Genomic DNA, 17,707 nt, shown 5'->3' with positions numbered 1-17,707 from the left:
CAGCTTGTGAGGTCAATGCCGACGAACGCATTGGATGAGACGGTCGACACGATCGGACGCGAAATTGGACTCGACCAGCAGGAGGTGGCGGACCGCATGGCCTTCCTCGACCTGGGCCCGGACGATCTGGCCCTGCTGCGCGAACTGCACGGGCTGGCCATGGAAGACACCGACACCTTTTCGGACGACTTCTACGAGCACATCCTCGGTTTCCCCCAACTGCGCCAGCTGGTGAAGGACGACGCCACCATCCAGCGCCTGAAGCATTCGCAGGCCAGCTATTTCCGCAGCCTGATCTCGGGCGACTACGAGGGCACCTACATCCGCGACCGCCTGCGGGTGGGGCTGGTCCACCAACGCATCGGGCTGGAGCCGAAATGGTATATCGGGGCCTACCGCAAGTACGTGGCGGGCATGTTTGACCTCCTGTGGACGCAGTTCCACGCCGAGCCGGAGCGCTTCCGGGCCATGTTCAACAGCGTGCTCAAGGTGGTCTGCCTGGACATGGGCCTGGCCCTCGACACCTATGCGCATGCCGACCGGCGCAGCGTGGTGCAGCACCAGAACTACCTCGAGCAGGTCATCGGCGGCATGCCCGCCGGTCTGATCGTCACCGATGCGTCCGGGCGGATCCGTTCGATGAACACGACGATGCAGGACATGCTCGGCATCCCGGACGATGCGCTGGCGGCGACTCCCTGGCTGGAATCGTTGCTGCCTTCGCCCGAGCTGGCCGAACGCATGGCCACCGCGCTGGCGTCCGGCGCGCCGCAGGACGGGATCGTCGTCACGCTCGACGGCCATGCCGACGGGGTGCGCTACGTCGAGTTCAACATCCGCCGCACCCGGCAGGCCGACGAGAAGATCCTGCTGCTGATCGGCCACGACGTCACCTTCAAGCGCCAGGCACGCCTGCGCCTGCAGGAAAGCGAGGAGTTCTTCCGCCTGACCTTCAGCCAGGCCGCGGTCGGCATCGCCCTGCTGTCGCGCGAAGGCCGCTTCGTGCGGGTCAACCGCAAGCTGACCCAGATCGTCGGCTTCACCGAGATCGAGCTGCTCCAGCGCTTCCTTTACCAGATCACCTACCAGAGCGACCTGCTGGAAAACCGCGCGCTGTTCCGCCAGCTCATCGACGGCGAGATCCGCGATTTCCAGCGCGAGACCCGCTTCATCTCGAAGCGCGGCAACCCGGTCTGGGTGACGGTCAGCGCGTCCGCGATGCGCGAGGCCGTCAGCGGCCAGCTGCGCCTGATCGTCGCGGTCGAAGACATCTCGCGCAGGAAGGAAGCCGAGGAGGCCCTGATGCGCATGGCGAACCACGATGCGCTGACCGGCCTGCCGAACCGCATCCTGCTGCAGGACCGGCTCTCGCACGCGATCTCCCAGGCCCAGCGCAACGGCCGCCTGGTCGGGGTGATGTTCATCGACCTCGACCGCTTCAAGCACGTCAACGACAGTCTCGGGCACGAGGCGGGCGACCAGATGATCATCGAGATCGCACGGCGCCTGAGCCGCAGCCTGCGCGAGAGCGACACTGTGGCGCGCCAGGGCGGCGACGAATTCGTGGTGGTGCTGCCGGACCTGGCGAGTAGCGCCGACGCGGCCCTGGTGGCCCAGAAGGTGCTGTCGGAGCTGTTCCAGCCCTTGATGCTGTCCGGGAACGAGCTGTTCCCGACCGGGAGCATCGGCATCGCGCTCTACCCGCGCGACGGGCAGGACCCGACCGCCCTGCTCAAGGCCGCCGACACCGCCATGTACCGCTCCAAGGCGAACGGCGGCAACCATTTCCATTTCTATACCGAGGACATGGGCATGCGCGCCGAAGAGCACCTGCATGTCGAGGCAAGGCTGCAGCGCGCGCTGCAGCGCGGGGAACTCAGCCTGCACTACCAGCCCCAGGTGGACATCGCCAGCGGCCGCATCGTCGGGCTGGAAGCTCTGCTGCGCTGGGAAGCCGACGGCGTCGAGGTCCTGCCGGCCGCCGACTTCATCCCGCTGGCGGAGGAAACCGGCCTGATCGTGCCGATCGGCGAATGGGTGCTGGCCACCGCGATGCGCCAGTTGGCGGACTTCGCCCGCATGGGGCTGGCGCCGCTGCGCATGAGCGTGAACGTCTCGGCGCGCCAGTTCCACCAGCAGGACATCGCCGCGCAGGTGGAACAGCTGCTGGAAGCGTCGGGCTGCGACCCGCGCGCGCTGACGCTGGAGATCACCGAGACCCTCTTGATGGAAAGCCCGGGCACCGCGGCCGAGGCCATGTTGCGCTTGTCGAACATGGGCATCCAGCTGGCCATCGACGATTTCTGCACCGGTTACTCGAGCCTGGCCAACCTCAAGCGCTTCCCGATCCATGGCCTGAAGATCGACCGTTCCTTCATCGCCGACATCCCGGGCGACAGCGACGCGGCCGCCATCGTGCATGCTGTGATCGCACTGGCCGGTTCGCTGAAGCTCGACGTGGTCGCCGTGGGCGTCGAGAGCGTAGAGCAGCAGGCCTTCCTGGAAGCGCACGGCTGCCGTCACATGCAGGGATACCGCTTCGGCAAGCCGGTGCCCGCGGCCGAGATCGAACGGCTGCTGCGCGGCGGATGCGTGGACGCGGCGGCATGAAGACACTGCTGCAGCGTATGCCGGGCGGAGCGCGCCTGGCGATCCTGAGCGCCCTGCTGGCCGGGCTCACCATCGGATTGGCCCTGGGCTGCGCGAGCGTGCCGAGCATCGCGCTCGGCGTGAGCGCCGGCGCTGCCCTGATCCTGGCGCTGCGGGCGCGCCGCGTGCCGCAAGCGGGCGCGGTGTGCCCGCCGGAACACGCCGTGTGCGCGCCATCCACGCAAGACGTGCCGGTTCCCCTGCCGGACCGTCGCCATGCGCTGGAGGTGCTGGAAGAAGCGATCGATGCCGCGCGCCGCGACGGCGATTCGGTGGCGGCGATCGTGCTCGACATCGACGGTTTCAGGAAGATCAACAGCCACTATGGCTGGGCCGGGGGCGACCAGGTGCTGCACGAATGCGTGGCGCGCCTGTCGGCTCGGCTCGGCCCAAGCGATATCCTCGCGCACCAGGGCGGCAACGAATTCATCGTCGTGCGCAGGCAGGCCGACCGCGACGGCGCGACGGCGCTTGCCAGGGGGCTGCAGGAATGCATGCGCCTTCCGTTCGCGCCCGGCGGGCACTGCGTGTTCCTGTCGGCCAGCGTCGGCATCGCAATGCTGCCGCCCGAACCCTGCCAGGCGCCCCAGCTCCTGCACATGGCCCAGGTGGCGGGCGCCTGCGCCCGCCGTGAAGGACCGGCCCACCTGTGCTTCTATACGCCGCGCATGGGCGGCGCGATCCGCGAGCGGGTCGATCTGGAAACCATGCTGTGCCATGCCATCGAGCGCAAGGAATTCGTGCTCCAGTACCAGCCGCGCATCAGCATGAAGGACGGGCACATGGTCGGCGTCGAGGCCCTGGTGCGCTGGCGCCATCCGGAACTCGGCCTGCTGTCGCCGGCGCGCTTCATTCCGCTGGCCGAGGAGAGCGGCATGATCAACGAGCTCGACTTGTGGGTGCTGCGCGAAGCCTGCACCCGCGCCGCCGCGTGGCGCGCGCAGGGCCTGTTCGGCGGCCGTGTCTCGGTCAACCTGTCGGCACGCCAGTTCCAGCAGCCCGGGCTGGCGGAACGGGTGCGCAGCGCGCTCGCGGACAGCGGCCTGGCGCCGGCCGGACTGGAGCTCGAGATCACCGAGAGCACCGTCATGCACGACACCGAGGACGCCGCCGACGTGCTGCGTTCGTTGCGCGAGCTGGGCGTGACCGTGTCGATCGACGACTTCGGCACCGGCTACTCCTCGCTGAGCTACCTGAAGCGCTTCCCGCTCGACGTGCTGAAGATCGATCGCGCCTTCGTTCGGGACATGGAAGGCGATGCCACCGGCGCGGCGATCATCCGCGCCATCATCACCCTGGCCCACTCGCTCGGCCTGTCGGCGGTCGCGGAAGGCGTCGAAACCGCCGAACAGGTGGCCTTTTTGAAGGAAAACGGCTGCGACGAAATCCAGGGGTATTACTTCAGCCGGCCCGTCTGGCCCGACGAGGTCACGCGCCTGCTGGCGGAGCAAGCGCCGGCCATGCGTTCAACCATGTGAGAGTCCATCCTATGCGTCTATTCAATCAACTCAGCATCAAGATCCGTCTCCTGCTCGTGCTTTCCCTGCTCGGCATCGAACTGGTCGTCGGCGCTGCGGTCGGGCTGTTCAGCCTGGGACAGGCCAATGACCAGCTGCATTCCCTGTACGCCGACCGGCTGGTCCGCCTGGGCCAGCTCGACCAGATCGTGCGCCGGCTGAACCGCAACCAGTTCAACGTCTCCGAGGCCTTGACGGCCGATGCCGGCAAGGTCCAGGCCCTGCTCGACGACATCGAGCGCAACAAGGCCGTGATCGACGCACAGTGGAAGGCCTACACCGGATCCAGCCTGGCGGGGCGCGAGCAGGAAGCCGCCGAGCGCTTCCTGCGGGCGCGCGCGGCCTTCGTCGAGCGCGGCCTGGAGCCGGCCGCCGCGGCCCTGCGCGCCGGGGACCTGGAGCGTGCAGGGCAGATCGTGCACGGCCCGCTGGTGGCGCTGTTCCGGCCCGCCGCCACCGCCATCGACGCGCTCATCCAGCTGCAGCTCGACGAGGCCAGGAAGTCGAACGAGGCTTCGCGCCACCAGTTCGAAGTGGTGCGCGCGGTCTGCCTGGGCGGCATGAGCCTGGGCCTGCTGCTGGCCGGCGCCGTCGGAGTGGTGCTGGTGCGCGGCATCGTCGGGCCGCTCGAGCAGGCGGTGCGGATCGCCGGTGCGGTGGCCGACGGCGACCTGACCCGGGACATCGATGTGCAGGGGCGCGACGAGACCGGCCGCCTGATGCGGGCCCTGAACGACATGAACGAAGGGCTGGCCGCCATCGTCGGACGGGTGCGCGGCGGCACCGACACCATCGCCACCGCCTCCGGCCAGATCGCGGCCGGCAACCTGGACCTGTCGGCGCGTACCGAGCAGCAGGCGGCTTCGCTGGAGGAGACCGCGGCCTCGATGGACGAGCTGACCTCGACCGTCAAGCAGAATGCCGACAATGCGCGCCAGGCCAACGGGCTGGCGCAGTCGGCGTCGGCGGTGGCGAACCAGGGCGGGCAGGTGGTGGCGAAGGTGGTCGATACCATGGCCGCGATCGATGCCTCGGCGGCGCGCATCGGCGACATCACCGGCGTCATCGACGGCATCGCGTTCCAGACCAATATCCTGGCCCTGAATGCCGCGGTGGAGGCCGCCCGCGCGGGCGAGCAGGGACGCGGTTTCGCGGTGGTGGCGAGCGAGGTGCGCAACCTGGCCCAGCGCAGCGCCGCCGCCGCCAGGGAGATCAAGACGCTGGTCGACGATTCGATACGCACGGTGAGCGAAGGCTCGGCACTGGTGGAGCAGGCCGGCGCCACGATGGAAGAGATCGTCCGCAGCGTCGGCCGCGTGACCGACATCATGGCCGAGATCATGGCGGCCAGCCAGGAACAGGTCACCGGCATCGAACAGGTGAACCAGGCGATCATCCAGATGGACCATGCCACCCAGCAGAACGCCGCCCTGGTCGAGCAGGCCTCGGCCGCGGCCCAGGCGCTGCGCGAGGAGGCCGACAGCCTGGCGCAGGCGGTCGGCACGTTCCGCCTGCGTGCCCCGGGCATCAAGGCCGCGGCCGCAGCCGGCCACGCCGGCGTGGACAGATCGCCGGTCCAGTTGCTGGCGCAGGCCTGAGCGGCCGTCCATACCTTCAGGCGAGCGCCTCCTTGGCAGCTTCTTCCGGGCTCAAGCCATCGTAGAACTGGTCGGTGAACCATTCGACCTGTTCTTCGATATGGTCCTGGGCCTGCCTGACGGTGGCGCCGCCGGCGACCAGGAATTTCTCCACCTCGGTGAGCCACTGGATGAATGCCAGGGTTTCTTCGTCCAGTTCTTCCTTCTTTGCCATGTCGCTTTCCGCTCCTGCGTTGCCGGCCGGTCGGTGCGACCGGCTTTCCAGGGCATTCTACTTCAGCGAAGCCTGATACCGATTCGGATATCGGCTTGCGATAAAAAGTTATTAGTCCCTGGATGAGGTATTGACGCAAAATGTTAGCGCAATCATTGCGGTACTCCAGAAGGGGACGAGATGCGAACAGAGAAGTCCGGGAAGTTTGGCCGCGCAGGGCTTGCGCTGGTCCTGGCAGCGGCGCTACCCGCCCTGGTCCAGGCCGCCGACGTGCGTGCGGACGCGGATGCGCGTGCCCGGGCACTGGTGGCGCGCATGACGATGGACGAAAAAATCGGCCAGCTGCTCAACGTGGCGCCGGCCCTGCCGCGCCTGGGTATTCCAGCCTATAACTGGTGGACCGAGTCCCTGCATGGAGCGATCGGACCGGTGCCGACCACGAACTTTCCGCAACCCATCGGGCTGGCGGCCAGCTTCGATGCGCCGCTCGTGCACCAGGTGGCCGCCGCGATCGGTGTCGAGGTGCGCGCGCTGCATACCCTGGGGCGTCAGACCGGGCACCTGGGACGCATCGGCACCGGGCTCAACACGTGGTCGCCGAACATCAATCTGTTCCGCGATCCGCGCTGGGGACGCGGCCAGGAAACCTATGGCGAAGATCCCCACCTGACGGCGGCGCTGGGCGTCGCCTACATCCAGGGCATGCAGGGACCGGATCCGGACCTGCCGCAGGTGGTCGCCACGCCCAAGCACTTCGCAGTGCACAGCGGCCCCGAATCGACGCGCCATTCGGCGGACGTCCACGTATCGCCGCACGATCTCGAAGACAGCTACCTGCCGGCCTTTCGCGCCGCCATCGTCGATGCCCGGGCCGGATCGATCATGTGCGCCTACAACCGCGTCAACGGCCAGCCCGCCTGCGGCAGCGAACGCCTGATGAAGGACGTCCTGCGCGGCGCCTGGGGCTTCAAGGGGTATGTCGTGTCCGACTGCGATGCCGTGACCGACATCTCGGAGCACCACAAGTACGCGCCCGATCCCGCCGCCGCGGTCGCCGTGGCCCTGAAGGCCGGGACCGACAACGAATGCAGCACCAGGACCCTGGGCGAGCCCCAGGACCTGGGCGCACGTTACCGGGAAGCCTGGCAGCGCGGCCTGATCGGCGTGGACGACATCGACCGGGCGCTGGTGCGGCTGTTCTCGGCGCGCTATCGCAACGGCGACCTGGCCGGACTGCCCGGGCGCGAAGGCAAGGCCGTTCCGGTCAGCGCGATCAACACCGCGGCGCACCAGGCGCTGGCGCTGCAGGCTGCGACCAACAGCCTGGTGCTGCTGAAGAACGATGGCGTGCTGCCGCTCAAGCCGGGCCTGAAACTGGCGGTGATCGGCCCCCTGGCCGACGCGACCCGTGTCCTGCGCGGCAACTATTCGTCGACGATCTCGGCGCCCCCGGTGTCGGTCATCGACGGCCTGCGCCGCGTGCTGCCGCAGGCGCGACTCAAGCTGGTGCACGGCGCGGCGTCGATCACCGATGGCGACCTGGTTCCCGGCTCGGCCTCGCGTACGCCGGACGGCAAGCCCGGCCTGCGCGCCGAGTACTTCAACCGGACTGATGGCAAGTTCGACAGCAAGCCGGTCGTCACGCGCATCGAGGAGGGCCTGCACTCGCATGCGGTGGCCCTGAAAGAGGTCACCGATCACAACCGGGTGGTCTGGACCGGTTATCTGGTGGCGCCGGAAACCGGCAGCTACCGCCTCGGCGTGAGCGGCGTGCGGGGCGAGCTGACAGTCGGCGGCAAGCCTGCCATCCAGGCCGCCGCCTATTCGGCATGGGGCGAGCCGTTGACGCTCGGCGAGGTCCGGCTCGAGAAGGGCCAGCGCTACCCCTTGCGCTTCCATGCCGAGACCGGTTCCACCGGCGTGCCCGGTCTGTACTGGAAACGCATCTCGAGCGATCCCGACGCCGACTTCGAGGCCGGCACCGCGGATGCCGACGTGATCGTCGCCGTGGTTGGCCTGACGGCCGACCTGGAAGGCGAGGAGATGGCGGTGCAGGTCGAGGGCTTTTCGGGTGGCGACAAGACCTCGCTCGACCTGCCCGTCGACCAGCGCCGGCTGCTCGAACGCGCCAAGGCCCTGGGCAAGCCCCTGGTCGTGGTCCTGATGAACGGCAGCGCGATCGACCTGTCGTGGGCGAAGGAGCATGCCGCGGCCATCCTGGAGGCCTGGTACCTGGGGCAGTCCGGCGGCCTGGCGGTCGCCAAGGTGCTGGCGGGGCAATCCGACCCGGGCGGACGCCTGCCCCTGACTTTCTACCGCGGCCTGGCCGACCTGCCGCCTTTCGACGACTACGCGATGAAGGGCCGCACCTACCGTTACTACGCGGGCACGCCCGTGTATCCCTTCGGCGCCGGCCTGAGCTACACGACGTTCCGCTACGCCCCGCTGCAGCTCGAGCCGGTCGACGGCGCGCTTGAAAGCGGCGTGGTGGTCAGCACCGAGATCGCCAACACGGGCACGAGCGATGGCGACGAGATCGCCCAGCTGTACCTGACGCCGCCAGGCTTCGAGGGCGCGCCGCGCCTCGCCTTGCGCGGCTTCCAGCGCGTGTCCCTGAAGGCGGGCGAACGCCGCCGGATCAGCTTCCGCCTGTCGCCGCGCGACCTGAGCTTCGTCACGCGCGACGGCGTCAGGCAGCTAATGCCCGGCCAGCATCGGCTGAGCGTCGGTTCGGGACAGCCGGGGACTGGCGTGGCGGGGCAGGAATCCATGTTCACGCTGAACCGGGCCGCCGTTCTGGCGCAATGACCACTTGGAGAGGAGAAAACAGATGATGAGGACAATCCGCATGGGCCTGGCTGCCGGGGTAGCCGGCCTGGTGTGCGCCCTGGCCGCGCCGGCGCTGGCGCAGGACGACAGGATGACGCCGATCGCGATCCCGGCCCAGCCGGACGCGATCGTGCTGGGCACCGGCGAGCTGCCGGGCGCGGCCACCAAGGAAAGCTGGCACAGCCAGTACGGCAGCGTGTTCGCCCGCAACGTGACGCTGGCCACGCTGACGCCCTTCCTGCCGGATCCGGCCAAGGCGACCGGCGCCGCGGTGATCGTCGCGCCGGGCGGCGGCTTTCGCACGCTGTCGATGAACAACGAGGGCTGGGACGTGGCCCGCGCGCTTGCCGACAGGGGCGTGGCGGCCTTCGTGCTGAAGTACCGCCTGAACTAGACGCCGCAGGACATGGGCGACTTCGCGCGCTCGATGGCGCAGATGTTCTCGGCGGGCGCACAGGCGGCGCGGCGCGCTTCGCAACAGGATCCGGCCGTGACCCTGGCGCCGCAGATCGCCGACGCGCGCGCCGCCTTTGCGCTGGTGCGCTCGCGCGCGAAAGAGTGGCGGGTGGACCCCGAGCGCATCGGCATGGTCGGCTTCTCCGCCGGCGCGATGCTGACCATGGCGACCGCGCTGCATGGGCAGGACGCCAAACCCGCCTTCATCGGGAACGTCTACGGTCCACTCGCGCCGATGAAGGCGCCGCCTGACGCGCCGCCGCTGTTCATCGCCCTCGCCGCGGACGATCCCCTGTTCGGCAATGCCGGCTATGGCCTGGTCGACAGCTGGCGCGCCGCCAGGCGGCCGGTGGAATTCCACCTCTACGAGCAGGGCGGGCATGGTTTCGGCATGTACCGGAAGAGCACCACCAGCACCGGCTGGTTCGACGGCTTCGCGCGCTGGCTGGACATGCGCGGCTACCTGAAGCCGAAGAAGGGCGCCTGAGCTCTCACCACTTGCAGCCGTGGTCTTTCTTGTCCATGGCCAGGAGCAGCGGCGCCAGCAATCCACCGGGGATGCCGTCCTTGCAGTTGCGGCGCTTGGCCTTGCCGATGGCCTTGCCGAGCGGCGATTCCGTTTCCAGGGGCGGATCGGGGAATTGCGCGTTCGCCTGTCCTTCACGGCCCAGTTTGGTTTGACCTGCCAGTTGCCGTGCTGTCTGCCTGGCGGAATTCATATTGAACCGGGGCGCGTCACCTGGCACGGGTGCCGGCTCCTCTGCCTGCTGCACCGTGAAGGCATCGGGCGCTTCTTCCCGTTGCGGCGATGCCGGGACGGCAATCACGGGCGCCGGCGTGGTCTTGCGTGTGCCGCGACGGGCGGCCGCGCCGCTACGCTGCGGCGCGGCCGCCTGGACGCGGGGCGGCTCGGGCGGCGGCGCCGGCGCTATGATCCGCACCGTCATGGATGCGGGCGCTTCCAACTCGACAGGGGGTAGGCCCGGCCCGGAGTTACGATAGGCAAGCAGCAAGAGGATGTGCACGGCCATGGAGACGCCGACGCCGACAAGAACGCCCTTGTTCCCCTGCATCATGTCTGCATCGTCGCGGAAAGCTGCTGTCAAACTCATCATGTTCCTGGCCAAATTGTTGTCGCAGAATACGACAGCTCTCCTTAATTTGGCCTGAAACCTTGACCGGATGTGCCTGAGACGGTATGATTCTTCTTCTCGGAGTGTAGCGCAGCCCGGTAGCGCATCTGGTTTGGGACCAGAGGGTCCAAGGTTCGAATCCTTGTACTCCGACCAGCATAAAGGAAAAGGCCGACAGTGAAAGCTGTCGGCCTTTTTCGTTTTGGCAGGGGTGTTGACTGGTGGCCGGTGTTGCCGGCCATCCAGCAGATCATGCGGCGCGTTTTGCGGCGATGGCATTGCCCGCCCGGCTTGCCCCCTTGCGCCCCAGCTGTTGCGAAATGAACTGCCCCGCATCGACCACCTGGTCGAGATCGATCCCGGTCTCGATCCCCAGCCCGTTCATCAGGTAGAGCACGTCTTCGGTGGCGACGTTGCCGGTCGCGCCCTTCGCATACGGGCAGCCGCCCAGTCCCGACACCGACGAATGGAAGATGGCCACGCCGACTTCCAGCGCCGCGTAGATGTTGGCCAGCGCCTGTCCGTAGGTATCGTGGAAGTGGCCCGACAGACGTTCCAGCGGAAATTCCTGCGCCGCGCGCAGCATCACGGCCTGGGTCTTGCGCGCGGTCGCCACGCCGATGGTGTCGGCGATGTCGATTTCATCCGCGCCGAGGTCGCGCATGCGGCGCACCACGTCGGCCACGGCGTCCAGCGGCACCTCGCCCTGGTAGGGGCAACCGAAGGCCGTGCTGATCGACGCGCGCAGGCGCAGCCCGTTGGCCTTGGCAGCCCTGGCCACCGGCTCGAAACGTGCGATCGACTCGGCGATCGAGCAGTTGATGTTTTTCTGCGAAAAAGCTTCCGAGGCCGAGCCGAAGATCACCACTTCATCGGCTTTCGCGGCCAGTGCGGCTTCGAAACCCTGCATGTTCGGCGTCAGCGCCGAGTAGATCGTGCCGGGCAGGCGCTCGATGCCGGCCATCACCTCGCTACTGGTGGCCATCTGCGGCACCCACTTGGGCGAGACGAAGGACGCCGCCTCGACGTTGGGAAAGCCCGCGCGCGCGAGGCGGTTCACCAGTTCGATTTTTACCTCGGCGGACAGCGCTTCCTTCTCGTTCTGCAGGCCGTCGCGCGGCCCCACTTCGACAATTTTTACTTTCCTCGGCAGGCTGGCTTGCTGGTTCATTCTTTCAGTATCCTAGATCGCGGTCGACGATATCGTCGACGGGTTGGCCGCTCTCCAGCTTCGCGATCTTGTCGGCGATCTGAAGCACGGCGTCATGGCGCACGGTGAGCGCCGAGATGTGCGGGGTGATGCTGATGCGCGGCTCGTTCCAGAACGGGTGCGGCGCCGGCAGCGGCTCGTGGCGGAACACGTCGAGCGTGGCGCCGGCGATGTGGCCGGAACGGATCAGGGTCATCAGGTCGGGCTCGGCCAGGATGGCGCCGCGCGAGACGTTGATGAGAAAGGCGCCCGGCTGCAGCTTGCCCAGCCGGTGGCGGTCGAGCAGGTTGGCCGTCTCGGGCGTGAGCGGCAGCATGCAGACCAGCACGCGGGTAGCGCGCAGGAAAGGCTCCAGCCCTTCCTCGCCGTGGAAGCACTCTACTCCGGGGATGTCCTTGGGCGTGCGGCTCCAGCCGCGTACCGGGAAGCCGAACAGGCGCATCGCCTCGACCACCGGCAGCCCCAGCCTGCCCAGTCCCATGATCCCGACCGCGAATTCTTCCTTGGGCGTGAGCGGCAGCGGATCCCAGACGCCGTGGCGCGCCTGCTGTTCGTAGTCGTCGAAGTGGCGGTAGTAGCGCAGCACCGCATGCGACACGTATTCCGCCATCTGCACGCCCATGCCGGCGTCGCCCAGGCGCACGATCGGCACCGGCGGCAGCGCGTTGCCCAGCTTGAGCAGGGCGTCGACGCCGGCGCCCATCAGGAAGATCGCGCGCACGTGCGCGAGCTGGTCCAGCAGGCCCGGCGTGGGGCTCCATACCACCGCGTAGTCGCAGGGCGGCAGGGCGGCGCCTTCTTTCCATGCGACGGTCTCCACCTGCGGCATGAGGGCGGCGAATTCGCGCACCCATGGCTCGATCACGCCGTCTCCACGGAACAGGAGTATGCGCATGGTCTCCCCCTCTCTTTTTATGGTTTTGTGGTCCTTTATGCCGCCTTGAACGCCAGCAGCGGCGCGCCATCCGCCACCTGGTCGCCGACCTGGTACAGCACTTCTTCCACCAGGCCGTCGCTCGGCGCGGAAATCGTGTGCTCCATTTTCATTGCTTCCATGATGACCAGCGGCTCGCCCTTCTTGACTTCCTGGCCGGACGAGGCCAGCACCGCCACCACTTTACCCGGCATCGGCGCGGTCAGGCGCCCGCCCGCGGCCTCGAGCTCGCCGGCATGCGCCATCGGGTCATTGTACGACAGGGTGTAATGACGGCCGCCCGTGAACACGTGGAACAGATCGCCGTCGCGGCGCACGCTGCCGTGCAACGAGGTTTCGCCCAGGCGGATGCTCAGCTCGGCGCCTTCGTGGCGCAGCAGCGCCAGCGGCTGGCGTTCGCCGCCCGCGTCGATTTCCCAGCCGTGGGCGCCGTAGGTCAAACCGACCTGGTAGCCTTGCTCGCCGCTGAACTCATCGGCAAAGGAGAGCACGCGGCGGTAGGCGCTGTTCATGCGCCAGCCGCGTGCCTGCGCCCACGGATCGGCCGGGTTGGCCGATCCGCGCACGGTTTCGCCGCTGCTCAGCGCCAGCGCGGCCAGGGCCAGGGCGCCCAGCGGCGCGGCGCCAGGGGCCGGGAACAGCGCGGCGCCGTGGCGGTCGATCAGGCCGGTGTCCAGATCGGCCGTCGAGAAGGCTTCGCCCTCGACCAGGCGTTTCAGGAAGGCGATGTTGGTGGCCAGGCCGACGATCTGGAATTCCGCCAGCGCCTGCGACAGGCGCGCCAGGGCCTGGATGCGGTCCGCGCCCCAGACGATCAGCTTGGCGATCATCGGGTCGTAGAAGGGCGAGATCGCATCGCCTTCGCGCACGCCCGAGTCGACGCGCACCGCGGCCGGGCCGTTGCCGTCCGCGCCGAGCTGGAATTCGACCGCTTGCGGGGTGTCCATGTGGCGCAGCGTGCCGATCGACGGCAGGAAGCCCTTCTCCGGGTTCTCGGCGTAGATGCGCGCCTCGATCGCATGGCCGTGGATCGCCAGCTCGTGCTGCTTCTTCGGCAGCGGCTGGCCGCTTGCCACGCGCAGCTGCCACTCGACCAGGTCGGTGCCGGTGATCATCTCGGTGACCGGGTGCTCCACCTGCAGGCGGGTGTTCATTTCCATGAAGTAGAAGGAGCCGTCCTGGTTGGCGATGAATTCCACCGTGCCGGCGCCCACGTAGCCGACCGCGCGCGTGGCATTCACGGCCGCTTCGCCCATGGCGGCGCGGCGGTCCTGGGTCATGCCGGGCGCCGGCGCTTCTTCCAGCACCTTCTGGTGGCGGCGCTGCACCGAGCAGTCGCGCTCGTGCAGGTAGACGCAGTTGCCATGGGTATCGGCGAACACCTGGATCTCGATGTGGCGCGGGCGGATCAGGTATTTCTCGACCAGCACCTTGTCGTCGCCGAAGGAGCTGATCGCTTCGCGCTTGCACGAAGCCAGCGCGGCTTCGAAGTCTTCCGAGCGCTCGACCACGCGCATGCCCTTGCCGCCGCCGCCGGCGCTGGCCTTGAGCAGCACCGGATAGCCGATGCGGTCGGCCTGCTCCCGCAGGAAAGCCGGCTCCTGGTTGTCGCCGTGGTAGCCCGGCACCAGCGGCACGCGGGCAGCCTCCATCAGCTGCTTGGCAGCCGACTTGGAGCCCATCGCGCGCATCGAGGAACCCGGCGGGCCGATGAACACCAGCCCGGCGGCCTGCACGCTTTCCGCGAACTCCGCGTTCTCGGACAGGAAGCCGTAACCCGGGTGGATCGCCTGGGCGCCAGTCGCCTTGGCCACCTCGATGATCTTCTGGCCGCGCAGGTAGCTGTCCTTGACGGCTGCCGCGCCGATCAGGACCGCCTCATCGCAGACCGCCACGTGCTTCGAGCCCGCATCGGCTTCCGAGTAGACGGCGACGGTGCGGATACCCATACGGCGCGCGGTGGCGGCGACACGGCAGGCGATTTCGCCACGGTTGGCGATGAGGATTTTGGTGAACATGCGTTTGTCTTTCGCTTCTGGTTGTTCGAATTGGTTGCTTGCGGCCGTGTCTCCCCGGCCGCAGCGCAGTGTCGTACGATTAGCAGCCGCAGGCAGCCTTCGGCGCCGAATCCAGCGTCGCGGCGCGCGTCTTGAGGCCCAGCTTCCCGAGCAGCACGCGGTCGTCGTCCGCTTCCGGATTGCCGGTAGTGAGCAGCTTGTCGCCGTAGAAGATCGAGTTGGCGCCGGCCATGAAGCACATCGCCTGCACCGCCTCGCCCAGCTCGCGGCGGCCGGCGGACAGGCGCACGCGCGCCTGCGGCATGGTGATGCGCGCCACCGCGATGGTGCGCACGAACTCGATCGGGTCGAGCTTCTCGATGCCGTGCAGCGGCGTGCCTTCCACCTGCACCAGGTGGTTGACCGGCACCGACTCCGGATACGGGTTCAGGTTGGCCAGCTGGGCGATCAGGCCGGCGCGCTGCGCGCGCGTCTCGCCCATGCCCACGATGCCGCCGCAGCAGACCTTCAGGCCGGCGTTGCGCACGCGGCCCAGGGTGTCCAGGCGGTCCTGGTACTCGCGGGTGGAGATCACGTTGTCGTAGAAGTCAGGCGCGGTGTCGATGTTGTGGTTGTAGTAGTCCAGGCCCGCTTTTTTCAGCTGTTCGGCTTGTCCCTCTTCGAGCATGCCGAGGGTGGCGCAGGTTTCCATGCCGAGCGCCTTCACTTCGCGCACCATGGTTTCGACCTTTTCCATGTCGCGCTCCTTCGGGCTGCGCCAGGCGGCGCCCATGCAGAAGCGGGTGGCGCCATTGGCCTTGGCTTCGCGGGCAGCGTCCAGCACGGTGTCGAGGTCGAGGATCTTCTTGGCTTCCACGCCGGTGTCGTAGCGCGCGGCCTGCGGGCAGTAGCCGCAGTCTTCTTCGCAGCCGCCGGTCTTGATCGACAGCAGGGTGGCCAGTTCGACGTCGCCGTCCGGGAAGTTGGCGCGGTGCGCCTGCTGTGCGCGGAACATCAGCTCATTGAAGGGCAGCTCGAACAGGGCCAGCACGTCGGCCAGCGGCCAGGTGGCGTTGTCCGCCTGCTTGATGGCGACAGGGCGATGCAGGGCGACGGTGTTAGTTTGGGACATCTCGATTTTCCTTAAGTCTGGACGCGCGGAGAATGCCAGCCCGGCAGTCCCGCGAGGTCGATGTATTCTGCGGCGGCTTGCGCCGTCGGGTCTTGCAGGCGGGGCACATGGCCCAGCAGTGGCGCCGGAATGCGTTGTTCCAGCGCCTTGATGTTGTCGAGTTCGAAGGGCATGTCCGGGTCGACCGTGTTGGCGACCCAGCCGGCCAGCACCAGGCCGCGCGATACGATGGCCTCCACGGTGAGCAAGGCGTGGCTGATGCAGCCCAGGCGCATGCCCACCACCAGAATCACCGGCAGGTTGAGCTGCGCGGCCAGGTCGGCGCTGTCGAAATCGTCGTTGAAGGGCACGCGGAAACCGCCGACGCCTTCGACCACGACGGCGTCCGAGGCCGCGTGGATCTCGGTATAGGCGGCCAGGATCGGCACCGGCTCGATGGTCACGCCTTCGAGCGCGGCGGCGATGTGCGGCGCGGCCGGCTCCTTCAGCATGAAGGGCGTGGTGATGCTGCCTGGCAGGTGCACATTGCCGGCTGCGCGCAGCATGTCGGCGTCCTCGTTGTGCAGTTCGCCGTCACGCATCTCGGCGCCGGCCGCGACCGGCTTCATGCCGCAGGCGCGGCGGCCGCTGGAGGCCAGCTTGTGCAGGATCGCGGCGGAGACCAGGGTCTTGCCGATCTCGGTATCGGTGCCGGTGACGAAGCAGCAGAAGCGCGAGGGCACGCCCTCGACGGGCAGCGCTTCCGGCTGCGGATCGGCCGGCGCTTCGGTGGCGGCCGGGGCTCCGGCGCTTCCCGGCACCGTGAGCACGGGCGTCAGCGCGAGCGGCCGGTCTGGTTCGTTCAGGTTCTTCATGCGGTGGCCCTTTCCAGTTCGTTCAGTGCGTGCGCCAGCCTTGCCACGTCCTCGTGGCTGTGCGCGGCCGACAAGGTCACGCGCAGGCGCGCCGTGCCCGGCGCCACGGTCGGCGGACGGATCGCCGGCACCCACAAGCCCTGTTCGTGCAGGCCGGCGGCCACGCGCAGCGCGTCCTCGTTGCTGCCGATGAGGATAGGCTGGATCGCGGTATGGGACGGCGCCGGCTGCCAGCGTTGCAAGCGCAGCGCATCGCGCAGGTGGTCCACCAGCGCGGCCAGGTGGGCGCGGCGCTGCACGCCTTCGGTGCCGCCGATGATATCAAGGCTGGCCTGCAGCGCATGCGCCAGTGCCGGCGGCGCGGCCGTGGTGTAGATGTAGGGGCGGGCGCGCTGCACCAGCAGCTCGATCACGCTGGCATGCGCCGCAACGAAGGCGCCGCCCACGCCGGCCGCCTTGCCCAGCGTGCCGATGTAGACCAGGTTCGGGGAACGCAATGCGAAGTGTTCGAGCGCGCCGCGGCCGCTTTGTCCGAGCACGCCGAAGCCATGGGCATCGTCGACCACCAGCCAGGCGCCGACGCGTTCGCACAGCGCCAGCAGCGCGGGCAGCGGCGCCAGGTTGCCGTCCATGCTGAAGACGCTGTCGGTGACGACGATCTTGGTTGCGGCCGTGCTGGCGCCCAGTTGCTGCTCCAGGGTGGCGACGTCGCCGTGCGGATAGACGCTGACGCCGGCTTTGGCCAGGCGGGCGCCGTCGATCAGCGAGGCGTGGTTCAGCGCTTCCGAGAAGATCTGCGCATCGGCATCGGCGCCCAGCGCGGTGAGCACCGCCAGGTTGGCCATGTAGCCGGTGCACAGGTAGAGCGCGCGCGCCTGCTCGATGTAAGGCGCCATCCACTCGCCGAAGCGCTCTTCCAGCAGCGCGTGCGCGCGGCTGTGGCCACTGACGAGGTGCGACGCGCCGCTGCCGGCGCCGTACAGGCCGGCGCCTTCGCGCAGCGCCGCGACGACGGCCAGATGTGCCGCCAGACCCAGGTAGTCGTTGCTGCAGAAAGCCAGCAGCTCGCGGCCGTCGACCACCTGGCGCGGGCTGCTGGCGCCGTCGGTGACGCGGCGGCGGCGCGTCAGGCTTTGCGCGGACAGCTGCGCGAGTTTCTTGTCGATGCCGGCGATCAGATCCAT

The 17,707-nt window shown here is 68.3% G+C and carries 14 protein-coding genes and 1 tRNA gene; 7 read left to right on the top strand and 8 right to left on the bottom strand.

What is annotated here, in order from left to right; genetic code table 11:
• The first annotated feature begins 15 nt into the window (after positions 1 to 15).
• From MasN3_RS00965 to MasN3_RS00955, 3 genes are read left to right on the top strand one after another with little or no spacing between them, the layout of a single operon-like run.
• Positions 16 to 2,610 carry an EAL domain-containing protein gene (locus MasN3_RS00965; protein WP_281911511.1) on the top strand — a complete coding sequence of 865 codons (2,595 nt, stop codon included), beginning with the start codon at positions 16 to 18 and terminating at the stop codon, positions 2,608 to 2,610.
• Complete coding sequence (locus MasN3_RS00960) at positions 2,607 to 4,127, top strand: putative bifunctional diguanylate cyclase/phosphodiesterase (RefSeq protein ID WP_281911509.1); 1,521 nt, start codon at positions 2,607 to 2,609, stop codon at positions 4,125 to 4,127. Before MasN3_RS00965 ends, MasN3_RS00960 begins: the two co-directional genes overlap by 4 nt.
• 11 nt (positions 4,128 to 4,138) lie before the next feature.
• Positions 4,139 to 5,764: a methyl-accepting chemotaxis protein gene (locus MasN3_RS00955; protein ID WP_281911506.1), complete on the top strand. Its 1,626-nt coding sequence runs from the start codon at positions 4,139 to 4,141 to the stop codon at positions 5,762 to 5,764.
• A gap of 16 nt (positions 5,765 to 5,780) precedes the next feature.
• On the opposite strand, the gene MasN3_RS00950 is transcribed toward MasN3_RS00955, so the two are convergent.
• Positions 5,781 to 5,978, bottom strand: a complete 198-nt coding sequence (locus tag MasN3_RS00950) for a hypothetical protein (protein WP_281911505.1) — start codon at positions 5,976 to 5,978, stop codon at positions 5,781 to 5,783.
• Between the two features lie 180 nt (positions 5,979 to 6,158).
• Between MasN3_RS00950 and MasN3_RS00945 the strand changes: the two genes are divergently transcribed.
• The 3 genes from MasN3_RS00945 to MasN3_RS00935 are packed head-to-tail and all read left to right on the top strand — an operon-like array spanning position 6,159 to position 9,750.
• Entirely contained in the window at positions 6,159 to 8,786 is a 2,628-nt protein-coding gene (locus MasN3_RS00945) for a glycoside hydrolase family 3 C-terminal domain-containing protein (RefSeq protein ID WP_281911503.1), read from the top strand.
• Positions 8,787 to 8,808: 22 nt separating this feature from the next.
• A complete protein-coding gene (locus MasN3_RS00940) occupies positions 8,809 to 9,201 on the top strand; it encodes a hypothetical protein (protein ID WP_281911500.1) in 393 nt (130 codons plus the stop codon).
• Positions 9,202 to 9,213: 12 nt separating this feature from the next.
• On the top strand, positions 9,214 to 9,750 hold the full coding sequence (locus tag MasN3_RS00935) for an alpha/beta hydrolase (RefSeq protein WP_281911498.1): 537 nt from the start codon (positions 9,214 to 9,216) through the stop codon (positions 9,748 to 9,750).
• Between the two features lie 4 nt (positions 9,751 to 9,754).
• Here MasN3_RS00935 and MasN3_RS00930 read toward each other — a convergent pair whose 3' ends face one another.
• Complete coding sequence (locus tag MasN3_RS00930) at positions 9,755 to 10,375, bottom strand: hypothetical protein (protein ID WP_281911497.1); 621 nt, start codon at positions 10,373 to 10,375, stop codon at positions 9,755 to 9,757.
• A gap of 100 nt (positions 10,376 to 10,475) precedes the next feature.
• Between MasN3_RS00930 and MasN3_RS00925 the strand changes: the two genes are divergently transcribed.
• Positions 10,476 to 10,552: transfer RNA gene (locus tag MasN3_RS00925), tRNA-Pro, on the top strand.
• Positions 10,553 to 10,646: 94 nt separating this feature from the next.
• Here the strand turns inward: MasN3_RS00925 and MasN3_RS00920 are convergent.
• The 6 genes from MasN3_RS00920 to bioF form a co-directional block, all read right to left on the bottom strand.
• Entirely contained in the window at positions 10,647 to 11,567 is a 921-nt protein-coding gene (locus MasN3_RS00920; protein WP_281911494.1) for a hydroxymethylglutaryl-CoA lyase, read from the bottom strand.
• A 4-nt stretch (positions 11,568 to 11,571) separates the two neighbouring features.
• Positions 11,572 to 12,501: a 2-hydroxyacid dehydrogenase gene (locus tag MasN3_RS00915; protein WP_281911492.1), complete on the bottom strand. Its 930-nt coding sequence runs from the start codon at positions 12,499 to 12,501 to the stop codon at positions 11,572 to 11,574.
• 35 nt (positions 12,502 to 12,536) lie between these two features.
• A complete protein-coding gene (locus tag MasN3_RS00910; protein ID WP_281911490.1) occupies positions 12,537 to 14,558 on the bottom strand; it encodes an acetyl/propionyl/methylcrotonyl-CoA carboxylase subunit alpha in 2,022 nt (673 codons plus the stop codon).
• 79 nt (positions 14,559 to 14,637) lie between these two features.
• The gene (gene bioB / locus MasN3_RS00905) at positions 14,638 to 15,669 is read right to left on the bottom strand and encodes a biotin synthase BioB (RefSeq protein ID WP_281911487.1); all 1,032 of its coding nucleotides are present in this window, start codon (positions 15,667 to 15,669) and stop codon (positions 14,638 to 14,640) included.
• A gap of 11 nt (positions 15,670 to 15,680) precedes the next feature.
• Positions 15,681 to 16,523 (bottom strand): dethiobiotin synthase, encoded by an 843-nt coding sequence (bioD, locus tag MasN3_RS00900; RefSeq protein ID WP_281911485.1) that lies wholly within the window; start codon positions 16,521 to 16,523, stop codon positions 15,681 to 15,683.
• A complete protein-coding gene (bioF, locus tag MasN3_RS00895) occupies positions 16,520 to 17,707 on the bottom strand; it encodes an 8-amino-7-oxononanoate synthase (RefSeq protein WP_281911483.1) in 1,188 nt (395 codons plus the stop codon). The genes bioD and bioF overlap by 4 nt, the downstream gene beginning before the upstream one ends.

The sequence above is a fragment of the Massilia varians genome, assembly GCF_027923905.1.
GTDB lineage: Bacteria > Pseudomonadota > Gammaproteobacteria > Burkholderiales > Burkholderiaceae_D > Telluria > Telluria varians_B.
Note: the sequence above shows the minus strand (reverse complement) of the source record. Positions and strands in the feature narration are given on the sequence as shown.